General features: G+C 37.8%; 9 protein-coding genes. 5 read left to right on the forward strand and 4 right to left on the reverse strand.

Annotation, left to right across the window (positions count from 1 at the left end; translation table 11 throughout):
• Positions 1–89: 89 nt before the first annotated feature.
• The 3 genes from MM214_RS04625 to rplU form a co-directional block, all read right to left on the reverse strand.
• Positions 90–2,816 (reverse strand): S9 family peptidase, encoded by a 2,727-nt coding sequence (locus MM214_RS04625; RefSeq protein ID WP_241292579.1) that lies wholly within the window; start codon positions 2,814–2,816, stop codon positions 90–92.
• 210 nt (positions 2,817–3,026) lie between these two features.
• Entirely contained in the window at positions 3,027–3,287 is a 261-nt protein-coding gene (rpmA, locus tag MM214_RS04630; protein WP_241292581.1) for a 50S ribosomal protein L27, read from the reverse strand.
• 34 nt (positions 3,288–3,321) lie between these two features.
• Positions 3,322–3,633 carry a 50S ribosomal protein L21 gene (rplU, locus tag MM214_RS04635; RefSeq protein WP_241292583.1) on the reverse strand — a complete coding sequence of 104 codons (312 nt, stop codon included), beginning with the start codon at positions 3,631–3,633 and terminating at the stop codon, positions 3,322–3,324.
• Positions 3,634–4,292: 659 nt separating this feature from the next.
• Between rplU and MM214_RS04640 the strand changes: the two genes are divergently transcribed.
• Positions 4,293–5,273, forward strand: a complete 981-nt coding sequence (locus MM214_RS04640) for a ribonucleotide-diphosphate reductase subunit beta (RefSeq protein WP_241292585.1) — start codon at positions 4,293–4,295, stop codon at positions 5,271–5,273.
• A 32-nt stretch (positions 5,274–5,305) separates the two neighbouring features.
• Positions 5,306–7,714 (forward strand): ribonucleoside-diphosphate reductase subunit alpha, encoded by a 2,409-nt coding sequence (locus tag MM214_RS04645; protein WP_241292587.1) that lies wholly within the window; start codon positions 5,306–5,308, stop codon positions 7,712–7,714.
• A gap of 87 nt (positions 7,715–7,801) precedes the next feature.
• Here the strand turns inward: MM214_RS04645 and MM214_RS04650 are convergent, their stop codons facing one another.
• Entirely contained in the window at positions 7,802–9,430 is a 1,629-nt protein-coding gene (locus tag MM214_RS04650) for a transcriptional regulator (protein ID WP_241292589.1), read from the reverse strand.
• A 171-nt stretch (positions 9,431–9,601) separates the two neighbouring features.
• Here MM214_RS04650 and MM214_RS04655 point away from each other — a divergent pair, with 171 nt between their 5' ends.
• The 3 genes from MM214_RS04655 to MM214_RS04665 all read left to right on the forward strand — a co-directional run bounded on the left by MM214_RS04655 (position 9,602) and on the right by MM214_RS04665 (position 12,464).
• Positions 9,602–11,260 carry a helix-hairpin-helix domain-containing protein gene (locus MM214_RS04655; protein WP_241292728.1) on the forward strand — a complete coding sequence of 553 codons (1,659 nt, stop codon included), beginning with the start codon at positions 9,602–9,604 and terminating at the stop codon, positions 11,258–11,260.
• A 53-nt stretch (positions 11,261–11,313) separates the two neighbouring features.
• The gene (locus MM214_RS04660; RefSeq protein WP_241292591.1) at positions 11,314–11,601 is read left to right on the forward strand and encodes a hypothetical protein; all 288 of its coding nucleotides are present in this window, start codon (positions 11,314–11,316) and stop codon (positions 11,599–11,601) included.
• A gap of 146 nt (positions 11,602–11,747) precedes the next feature.
• Positions 11,748–12,464, forward strand: coding sequence for a YiiX/YebB-like N1pC/P60 family cysteine hydrolase (locus tag MM214_RS04665; protein WP_241292593.1), 717 nt, complete (start codon positions 11,748–11,750; stop codon positions 12,462–12,464).
• Position 12,465: the final 1 nt, after the last annotated feature.

The following is a 12,465-nucleotide window of genomic DNA, read 5'->3' on the forward strand; positions in this document are numbered from 1 at the left end:
GCTATTTTTTATTTTACTTGGCTTGAATAGATCTTGAGTCAAACATACTTTTTACTTTAATCAACGTGCTTTTCAAAGAAGTGCAGCACTTAGTTTGCTTTCTCGTAGAGTTTTTCAAGATGCGGTACGCCATATTCCATCCATGCAGGTGCAGGCTTACCCATCAAATGGAAATCGAAGTATTCTTTCATACGCTTTTGAAAGTCTTTTTGATTAGCCTCATTGGTAAGGTGATGTCCTTCATTGGGGTAGGAAAGGAAAATTACTTCTTTCCCCATTCTACGGGCTGCGTTATAAAGTTCAAGTCCTTGAGACCAATCTACGGCACCATCTTTTGTTCCATGCAAGATCAAGAATGGTGTTTTGATATTTGGAATATGGTACATAGGATTTTCCCTCTGATAGATTTCACGGTGAGTCCATGGTGTTACCCCATTTCCCATTCTCACTTGTCCTATTTCCATGATTCCATGGTGCACTGTCCCAGTACTTGCGTAGATGTTGTTGTAGAAACTTTCTAAATTGGTAGGAGGTGCTCCAGTTACGATACACTTGAACATGTCGGTCTGTGTCAGTATGAATGAAGTCTGATATCCACCCCAGCTATGGCCTTGAAGACCGATGTTATCTTTGTCGGCATACCCAAGTTTTATCAATTCCTTGGCGGCAGAAGTAATAGCATCTAGTGAACTTGTTCCTGGTTTTCCTTCTTCAAACTTGATGTCAGGCATGAATATCAAGTAGCCATTACTTGCATAAGTTGAGAAGTGAGGTCTATCATCATATACTGGCATGGAGTATTGGTGATGCCTTTCAGACATGGTTTCATAGAAATAGAAGATCGTTGGATAAGCTTTGCCTTCCTCATAATCTGCTGGGAAAGTCAAGGTCCCTTGAAGCTCATTGCCTCTACTGTCGGTGAAAGAAACTAATTTTCTACTTCCCCAAGCGTATTCTTTTTGTTGTGGATTCGCATCTGTTAGTCTTTGAGCATTTGAGAACTTCGTGTCTGCGACATAGTAATCAGGGAAATGTACGAATGTCTGTTTGGTAAAGAATACTTTGTCTGATTTTTCAGCTTTTGTAGGCTTTCCATAGCTCATATCTTCATATATCAAAGGAGAAGGTTGGCCTCCGATTTTCAATTCATAGAATCCTTCTTTTTTTGTTTTATCTCCATATGCAGTGAGCAACAATGGTTGCCTAGTGTCTATCCATTCTTCTTCTGGATCCAAAGTGATCTGTCTAAATCTAATTTTTTCAGTACCTCCTATCTTGGTGATGTTTTCAGCTTTTGATCCATCTAAGGCAAGCATCCAAAGATCATATTTATGATTGAGGATGACGTGTTTGCCATCTTTACTCCAGCCAGCCACTCCAAAGGTTGGATTCTCGTGAGGGTAAGGATGCTCCATGTCCATGAAAATGACTGCTGCTTTTTCTGAGATATTAGTCTTTTTATCAGTTTGCAAATCATATGCAATGATCGCCGTGTCCTTTTGATACAAATAATACCTGCCATCAGGAGAGCTTTCCAAAGGTCTTATTACGAGGTCTTCTATTTTTTTGCGTTCACCTGTTCTGATGTCTACACGATAAAGGTCTGCAGGAGATATTCCCCAGTTGACATCGCTCAAGTATGGTGTGTCATCTCGGCCGATTCTATAATTGGGATGTTTGCTATCAAGAACATACTTAAGTTCATGATCTGCTAGACGCACAAACTTCCCGTCGTTGATATGAAACACGCTGTTATAAGTGAAGTTCTTATCTCTATTAGCCCTTACAATTTGTACGGATTGGATATAGTCATCCTTCCAGTGCCATACATCTACATTTGCAACGGTATCTTTGCTGAGTTTCTCTTTGATTTCTTGGGCTTTGATCCCAAAACCAACAGTCTTGCCATCAGCACTGAAGCTCAACTTGCCTTTTTCGCTTATCACAAAGTTATCAGGAAAACCGGATGCGTTTGTGGAAAGTGATTTTTGAACTGGTTTTGTATCTAAGTGAGAAAAGACAAGCAGTTCATTAGGCTGATGTATGAGGGAGTCAATTTTCGATCCTTTGAGCACAGCCAGTTGATTACCTTTGAGCGACCATTCTGTCTTTTTTGCTGAGACATCATCCCAAGTTAAGTTTTGGTAAGTAGCTCTGTCAGTGTTTAGGGGCTTAGTGGCAAGATTTTGTAGGTTTAGGACAAATACCCCGTTTCCTACCTTGTCTTCGGCATCAATTACATAGGCTAATAGGCTGCTTTTCTTATTAAATGCAAATTCTGCCACATTCCCAATGTTGATAGTGGTCTTGTCAGATAGATTGTACAATACCAGGTCAGCTCCTTTTACATCTGAATTGGCATTTTCAGGTTTTTCTTTAAGCACTGCCCAAAACTTTCCATTATCAGAAAAGGCCATTTTTTTTGCTCTTTCTACAGAAAATCTTTTTTCTGAACCAATTTCTTTTACATGAGCTGTACTGGTGATGGATTTTTTTGCTTTTTTGAGTTTTTCGGTTTCTGACTTATTCGGTCTAGTCATGTATGCCAAAAATTTATTATCTGAGCTAAATTCTGGAGAGAAGCCGTAGGGTATTCTCTCCAGGTCGTCCGAAGAGATTGATTTGATGTGAAGTGTATCATCACCACCATTGGGTCTCAATGCATAAGCAAACCAATCTCCATTAGGTGAAAGGATAGGTGAAGTGATCGATGACCATTTGCTGTAATCCTCCAGTTGAAGACTCTTCTGCTGAGCATGCACAAAGCCCATGCAGACTAAGGTTAGGGAAAGAATAAAGTAACGTTTCAAGCTCATAGGGTATATTCTTTAAATTTTGATCCAATATGGTCTGAATGTATGAGGGATCAAATGAAAATTACATTTGTGGTGAATTGAAAAATAAATTGGGTGAATTGGATGTATGGTTATTGGGAATTATTCAAATTAAAAAAATGATTTGGTGCAAAAAAAAAGAGAGCAACCCTTCATGGGAAGCCCTCTTTTATGAATTATTGATTGATTATCTTATGCTTCTGCAGGAACTACGTTCACATAAGATTTCCCATCAAATCTCTTTCTGAATTCAACTTTACCATCAACTGTAGCGAAGATAGTGTGGTCTTTACCTAAACCAACATTTTCTCCAGGATGATGCTTAGTACCTCTTTGTCTTACGATGATGTTTCCAGCGATAACTGCTTCACCACCAAATTTTTTCACACCTAGTCTCTTGCTATGTGATTCTCTTCCGTTCTTAGAACTACCGACACCTTTTTTGTGAGCCATAATCTTTAATGTTTATCGATTCCTAAAGGAAATCTTATAGTGCAATATTTTCGATCAATACTTTAGTGAAGTCTTGTCTGTGACCGTTCTTCTTTTTGTAACCTTTTCTTCTCTTCTTTTTGAAGACAATTACTTTGTTACCTCTTACATGATCAAGTATTTTACCTGATACCTTTGCTCCAGAAAGGAGAGGAGCGCCGATTGATACTGTACCGTTGTCTTCTGCCAACAATACCTGATCAAATTCCACGGAAGCGCCAGCTTCGCCTTGCAACTTTGGTGCATAGACATACTGATCTTTAGTTACTTTGAACTGCTTACCTGCGATGTTAACGATTGCGTACATAAAATTTGTTTGAAACTATTTTATCAAATTGAGGTGCAAATATACCATTTCTTTTTTATTATGAAAAGGATTGATTAAAAATATATGGTGGTTTTAGAATTAGATTTAGTTAAATGATAGTTTCTAGGACCATAACTATGGATATTAACTCTAATATGACGCTATTGGATATATTACTAGATCTCAATACTTGTTTACACGCTGTATGGTATGTTGATTGAGCAATTTTGAATGAATATAAAGTTTTACACCTAGTTTTGTGTTGGTTATTGTTTTCAAATCGAATTTCTCAATTTTAGTTTTGGATTTTAAATAAAAATTGAACAATGGTCAAAAAATAGCCGATTTTTAGCTGAAATTTTTTTTTAATTTTTTTTGAAAAATCTTCAATCAGGAAAGTAGCTTCAAAAAAGTTGAAAATATAGTTTAATTATAACTATATAAAGTATTGAAAATAAATAAAATAAATAACATTGAATAGTATTCAAAAAACTAAGGAAATAGCCTGGTTTACAGTTTTATTTTTCAAAATTGTTATTCATATTTGTACACAGCAACAGGCTAAAAGATCCTCAAAGACCCAGCTTAAGGAAGAAAAACTATTTAAAGTCTGTTATTTCTTGAACAGATTTTCTATAAAAATTAAACCAAAATCAAAGATGCAACAAATCGAACCTATCCTCCAGGAAAACAAAAATCGTTTTGTCCTATTTCCCATTCAGCACGATGATATCTGGCAGTATTATAAGAAAGCAGAAGCAAGTTTTTGGACTGCGGAAGAGATTGATCTGGGGCAGGATTTGAATGATTGGAAAAATCTTAATGATGGTGAAAGACATTTTATATCTCATGTACTAGCATTCTTTGCCGCTAGTGATGGGATAGTCAATGAAAATCTAGCAGAGCATTTTGTATCAGAAGTTCAATATACAGAAGCAAAATTTTTCTATGGATTTCAGATTGCAATGGAAAACATTCACTCTGAAACTTACAGCCTTTTGATCGATACTTATATCAAAGATGCAAAAGAGAGAGACAAACTTCTCAATGCCATAGAGCACATTGATTGCGTAAAGAAAAAGGCTGAGTGGGCACTTAGGTGGATTGATAATGGTAGCTTTCAAGAAAGATTAATTGCTTTTGCAGCTGTAGAAGGAATTTTCTTTTCAGGATCTTTTTGTTCCATATTTTGGATGAAGAAGCGTGGTTTGATGCCAGGGCTGACCTTTTCAAATGAATTGATATCCAGAGATGAAGGGCTACACTGTGATTTCGCTTGTCATTTGTACACCAAGCATGTGGTAAATACTTTGCCTAAAGAGACAGTAACCAAGATCATCATGGATGCTGTAGAGATTGAAAAGGAATTTGTAACAGATGCTTTACCAGTAAGATTAATTGGAATGAATGCTGACTTGATGTGTCAATATATTGAGTTTGTAGCGGACAGGTTGCTTTTGGAATTAGGCTGTAACAAAGTGTGGAACAGTACAAATCCATTTGACTTCATGGACATGATCTCTTTGCAAGGCAAGACCAATTTCTTTGAAAAGAGAGTGGGAGATTATCAAAAAGCTGGTGTAATGAAATCTGCGGAGACGAGTGATTCACCAAAATTCTCCATTGGAGAAGATTTCTAAATTATTTTTAAATAAGCCAAATCAAGATCGTTATGTTAGTAATCAAAAGAGACGGAAGAAGAGAATCGGTAAGGTTTGATAAAATTACCGCAAGAATAGAGAACTTATGCTATGGATTAGATAATAGATATATCCAGCCAATTGAAGTGGCAAAAAAGGTTATCGATGGGTTATATGATGGTGTTACCACCACTGAGCTTGATAATTTGGCTGCGGAGATTTGTGCGTCTTTGACAGTGCGACATCCAGAATATGCAACGCTAGCAGCTAGGATTGCAATTTCTAATTTACACAAGACTACTAGTCAGTCTTTTTCCAATACAATGAAAAGACTGTACACCTATATCAATCCAAAAACGGGAGAAAATGCAGCTTTGATTGCACCTGATGTATATGGCATCATTAAAAAATATGCTGCTAAACTTGATGAGGCTATCGAATATGATCGTGATTTTTCATACGACTACTTTGGTTTTAAGACACTAGAGAGAAGTTACTTGACCAGACTTGATGGCAAAGTAGTGGAACGTCCTCAGCACATGCTGATGAGGGTGGCTGTTGGTATTCACAAAGAGGACGTAGAAGCAGCTATAGAAACATACCATTTACTTTCTGAGAAGTGGTTTACACATGCGACTCCGACCCTTTTCAATGCAGGAACCCCCAAGCCACAGCTTTCTTCATGTTTTTTGTTGACAATGAAGGATGACAGTATTGATGGGATATATGATACATTGAAGCAATGTGCCAAGATCTCACAATCGGCGGGAGGAATTGGTCTTTCTATTCATAATGTGAGAGCTAAAGGATCCTATATCAAAGGAACTAATGGTGTTTCTAATGGTATCGTACCTATGCTTAGAAATTTTGACATGACCGCTAGGTATGTAGATCAAGGAGGAGGAAAGAGAAAGGGTAGTTTTGCAATTTACTTAGAACCTTGGCATGCAGATGTAAAGGATTTCTTGGAGTTGAAAAGAAACCATGGTAAAGAAGAAATGAGGGCTAGAGATTTGTTCTATGCTATGTGGATCCCAGATCTGTTCATGAAGCGTGTAGAGCAAAATGAAACTTGGTCTCTTTTCTGCCCAAATGAAGCTCCAGGATTAGCGGATTGCTATGGAGCTGAGTTTGAAAAGCTTTATGAAAAATATGAAAGAGAAGGGCTAGCTCGTGAAACTGTAAAAGCACAAGAGCTATGGTTTGAGATATTGGAGTCTCAGATTGAGACAGGTACGCCATATATGCTTTACAAAGATGCAGCTAATATGAAGTCCAATCAGAAGAATTTGGGTACCATCAAGTCTTCCAACTTGTGTACTGAAATCATCGAATATACCGCTCCTGATGAAGTGGCTGTGTGTAACTTGGCTTCTATTGCCCTACCAAAGTTTGTTCTGGAAGGAAAGGATGGCATGAAGTACTTTGACCATCAAAAGCTTTATGAAATTACAAAAGTAGCTACCAGAAACCTCAACAAGGTTATCGATGTCAACTACTATCCAGTCGAAGAAGCAAAGCGCTCAAACTTCAGGCATAGACCGATAGGTCTTGGTGTACAAGGATTGGCGGATGCTTTCATCCTATTGAGAATGCCTTTTGATTCGGAAGAAGCGAAAAGACTTAATGAAGACATTGCAGAGACGATGTACTTTGCGGCCATGGAAACTTCTATGGAACTAGCTAAGGTAGAAGGAACCTACGAGACATACGAAGGCTCTCCTGTATCTCAAGGACAGTTCCAGTTTGACCTTTGGGGTGTGACTCCAAAATCAGGTAGATGGAATTGGGATGAGTTGAAAAGCAGTGTGAAAAAATATGGAGTAAGAAACTCCCTTCTAGTAGCTCCGATGCCTACGGCCTCTACTTCTCAGATTTTGGGTAATAATGAGTGCTTCGAGCCATATACTTCAAACATCTACACGAGAAGAACACTTTCTGGAGAGTTTATCGTAGTGAACAAGCACCTGATGAAAGACCTGATCGATCAAGGGCTATGGAATGATAACATGAAGAACAGACTGATCGCTGCCAATGGTTCTGTTCAGCAGATCCCAGGAATACCTCAGCATATCAAGGATTTGTACAAAACTGTCTGGGAAATCTCTCAAAAGAACATCATCGATATGGCGGCTGATAGAGGTGCGTATATCTGTCAGTCTCAAAGTATGAATGTGTTTCTTCAGGATCCAAATTTCGGAAAGTTGACTTCAATGCATTTCTATGCTTGGAAAAAAGGATTGAAGACTGGAATGTATTACTTAAGATCTCAAGCAGCAGCAAGTGCTATACAGTTCACTGTAGATAAATCGGCATTGAACACCAGTGCAAATGCTAATCCACAGGCTGTGCAGACTGAGATCGTCGCTACTCAGCAAAAACAAGATGCTATCGCTTGTTCTCTTGACAATCCAGATGATTGCGAGATGTGTGGTAGTTAAAATACTAAGTTTTAGAGTTCGTTTATGGTTTGAAAAGCACCAGGCATTGTCTGGTGCTTTTTATTTTTCACACGTCAAGATCAGGTCTTAGTCTTTTTTTTCAGTCTCGTACAAATCGCCATTTACTGCAATTTTTGTTATAAAAAACACTTCACGAACATTCTGTTTACCTTGTGTATCTTGGAATCTAATGGACTGTTTTCCAGAGAGTAGGTAAAAATTGTCATGCCACCATTGCAACATCAAGCTGTTTTCGTTTGTCTCCCTAATTCTCTCATTTTCATTAACTAAGTCTAAGTCAAATAGCACATTTTCAAATAATTTCTCTCCATTGACCAAATAGGTAAGTGAAAGTTGCTTCCCATCCAAATACATATAGTGCAGTGCATCGTTTGAATAGCTTATTTCTCCGAATTTACTAGGATTGGAAGTCATCTTATTTGGAAGTTCGATTGAGTTTTCCCAAATAATATCCCCATCAAAAGACACAAAGAATAGGTGTGCTGCTTGGAATTTGTACTCACCTTCCCTCAAAGTATTGAAGTTTGCACCCCCAGGTAAGCCTCTATAGCCCATATAAGGATCAATGAACATATTGTTGTAGTAGGGGTTGTTTGGATTGTATCTGTAAAGGCTATTGGCATACATGCCATCTCTTGGCATATACCGTGGGTGATTCGCTGAGAATAAGTCTGAATAAATCAAGTATCCTTGCGATGATGTGATTACTTCTCGTGTAGATAAGACAGGTCTGATAGGTGGAATTATCCCTTTTTTCAAGTTTTTTTCCAGTGCCTTTTTTCTCTTTGCTTTTGCTTTGTCTGGCAAGAAATTGTAAAAATTTTCTAGATTTTCGAGTGTAAAATATCTGCTACTCAACTCTCCAAATTCATTAATTTCTGATAAATAAATGCCTTGATATGCCTCTTGTCTTTTTTTACCATAAGTTCCGATGAGCGATTGATTATATGCATTCATAGGGGTCAAAATCCCCTCTATTATTTCTATTTTAGGATCATTGAGATTATCAATAGTAATCTCACGGATCTTGTTACCATCGGTGTCAAAAGTCAAAATGAATACCTGCTTTGTTTTGAATTGGTCTCTTTTGCTCATCAATACATCTATGACACCCAACTCCTCATCTCTTCGCAGTTGTAATATTTTGGAATCTTTGGAATAAATTCCCGGAGCGGTAATGACATTGGATGTTTCTAAATCATAAAATTGAATGACAGGCAAAGACTCCGAATCACCCATAAAAACCAATTTATTTTCCATTGCAAAAAACTCTTTCAAACTCATGTCAAGGACATTTTTGATTGAAATTTCGGTATTTGTGGGACTATTGATGTCGATTTTTAGAATGTACCTGTCATCACTTAGATTTGAATTCCCTTTTTGAAACAAGGCATAAAAATATCCCTCATGCCAGTCGTAACCTATCAGTTCATAGCCAGATTTGACTGGAGTTTTGCTGATTTCGGTAGGTATCAGCTCATCATTTATACCTACTAGCTCAAGGAATATTTGGCTATTTAACCCTTTCTCTTTGTTAGCTCGAAATGCAATAAGACCATTTGGTGTGAACATTGTCATAAAATCATTTTCTGCATATTTCACCTCAAACTCCACTCGGTCGGTAAATTTGACTTGCGCCATGGATACATTTCGAAGCAGGATCAAAACAATACCAAAGATGATACTTCTTTTCATGGTAGATTTTTCTTTTGGATATCACTATTGGAACATTCATGCTTAAGATACTGCTTAAGATTTTATTTTGAAACAATTAATACGGACATTTGTCAATATCTACAACAAACCAAATTAGAAACCTTGGATCAGAAAGAAATAGTTAGAAAACTTAAGCTCATGATCAAGCTCATGGAGCTTCATGATGAAAACAGTTTCAAAATCCGCAGCTATCAGACAGCTGTAAATACTTTGGAAAGAGGTGAAGATATAAATGTACTTGGCAAATCCATCGCTGAGTTGCAACAGATTTCAGGAATTGGAAAAAGTATTGCGGAGGTAATTTTTGCATTAGAAAATGAGGGAAATCATACGAGTTTGGATGAATTGCTGAGCAAAACACCCACTGGGATCCTTGAAGTGCTAGAAGTGAAGGGGCTAGGACCTAAAAAGGTGAAAATACTATGGCAAGAAATGGGTATCAGCTCAACTCATGAACTCTTAGAAGCATGCCAGTCAGGGCAAGTGGCTAAGGCCAAGGGCTTCGGTGAAAAAACACAAGAAAGTATCATCCAAGCACTAGAGTTCAAGGCTTCAAATTCAGGAAAATGGCTTTACGCTGATATTGAAGATCAGGTGTTGGAATTGATAAATATAATCCAAAAACTTGAAGGACTTGGACAAATTGCCATAGTGGGTGCGTTTGCACGTAGAATGGAGATTGTGGAGGTAGTTGAGCTTCTTATAGAGACAGAAGATAGGAGTTTGGCGATACAGAATTTGGATAAAGTAAAGGAAATAGTCCAAGATAGAAAAGGAAGCAGTCCTTATAAATGGAGAGGGAAATTCGAATCCTTGGATCTTCAATTAGTTATTCATTTCACTCAAAAGGAAGACTTTATCAATGAAAAGTTGCTTCGTATAGGAAGTAAATCTCATTTACTTTATCCATCAAAAGAAAATCAGACGCTAGCTAGCATCCTTTCAAAGGAGAAATACGAATCAGAAGAAGCTGCTTACCAAGTATTGGGCTTTCCATGGATTCCTGAGGAGTTGAGAGAAGGTTTTTTTGAATTCGAATGGGCAAGTGAAGGAGGGGAGAGACTCTTGGAAGAGGATGATTTGAAAGGGATTTTACACAATCATTCTACGTACAGTGATGGTAAACACACACTGAGGCAGATGGCTGAGCATTGTAAATCTTTAGGATACGAATATTTGGGCATTTCTGACCACAGTAGAACAGCTAGCTATGCAGGTGGCTTGGATATAGAGAAAGTTCAAAAACAACAGAGAGAGATCGATGAGTTGAATAAAGAATTGGCTCCATTTAAGATTTTTAAAGGTATCGAAAGTGATATTCTAACAGATGGTAGCTTAGACTATCCTGACGATGTATTAGCAAGTTTTGATTTTATAGTTTCTTCTATCCACTCAGCCTTGTCTATGGATCGCAAGCGTGCTACTGCGAGATTACTCAAAGCCATCGAAAATCCTTATACTACGATACTAGGTCACCCTACTGGCAGACTTTTGCTCCGCAGAGAAGGCTACCCAGTAGACCACAAAGTGATCATAGATGCATGTGCAACCCATAATGTAGCCATCGAGATCAATGCAAATCCATGGAGGCTAGACCTGGACTGGAGATGGGTGCATTATGCACTTCAGCAAGGAGTAAAGCTGTCAGTCAATCCTGATGCCCATGCCATGGAAGGTTATGCAGACATGCGATACGGAGTGCTTGTGGGTAGAAAGGGAGGACTTACCGCAGCTATGACGCTCAATGCCATGAATCTACAAGAAATCGAGCAATACTTTGAAAAGCAAAAGGCTAAAAGTAAAAAGTAACAGCTTCGCCTAGGAAGTTTTTATGAAAATGATCTTAAGGAAAAAGGAAATATATGAATTGGATGGAAAAAGATGAGACCTTGCTTTTGCAACGCTCATTTATATTTGGAATTACAGGGATTGTTTTATGCTTATTGGCATTAGGGAACACGCAGTATCATTTCATTGAAGCTCCTATGGGATTGCTCAATGGAGTTGGTATAGCTTTGCAATTTTTTGGTTTAAGCATTGCTGTTTTGGTACTTAGGAAAAGGAAAATCACAGAAGCTGTTAAGGATAAATCAAAGAAAATGATCCTAATTTTAGGAGTTTCTTTATTGTTTTTCTTTTTGGTTATTTAGATGTTAATGAATCTTTGGCCAGTTATTGAAGTTTGTAAAGTAGCTGTTTTGATGGCTACCTAAAATCCGCAAAAGCACGTTGTAATCGATTGATTTATAGTGTCAATAGACCTTCCAGGTTTCACTCGATTATTTCTAACAACTGATTGGTAGTCAATAAAAACCTGAAAGGTCTGTGGATTTTAGGGACTAATAGATTGAAGGGAAATATTTATATGGTAAGCTCGTTTCCAAGGTTTTTTATCTTTTTATCTTTAGCATTTATAGCCTGTAAGTCATCATTTGAATTTCAGGAAGGAGACATCCTGTTTCAAGATGGAGACTGTGGAGATTTCTGTGAAGCGATTAGAAAGGTGACGCATGGATTTGATGGGAATAGTTTTTCTCATAATGGAGTACTGACAAAAGAAGGGGCAGATTGGTATGTTTTGGAAGCGGTCGGTAGGGGGGTGGTACTTACACCACTTGATGATTTTATGAGCAAACACCTTGATGAGTACGGAAAACCAAAAGTCATGGTAGGGAGGCTCAAGGACGCATATCGACATTTGATCCCAAAGGCCATAGCTGAGGGTAGAAAGCATCTTGGCAAGCCTTACGATAGTGTATTTGATTTTGAAAATGATGCTTTTTATTGCTCAGAATTGATACACTTTTCATTTAAAGCTGCAAACAATCAGGAAGATCTATTTACACCAGAACCTATGACATATAAAGATCCAGAAACTGGGGAGATGTTCTCGGTTTGGGTGGATTATTTTGAAAAACTTGGTGTTGCAATTCCGGAAGGTGAGCCCGGACTCAATCCGGGAGGGATGTCCAGGTCACCTGTATTGGAAATGATAAAGGATTTTAGGGAATAGA

The sequence above is a fragment of the Belliella kenyensis genome (assembly GCF_022549675.1).
GTDB classification, from domain to species: Bacteria; Bacteroidota; Bacteroidia; order Cytophagales; family Cyclobacteriaceae; genus Belliella; species Belliella kenyensis.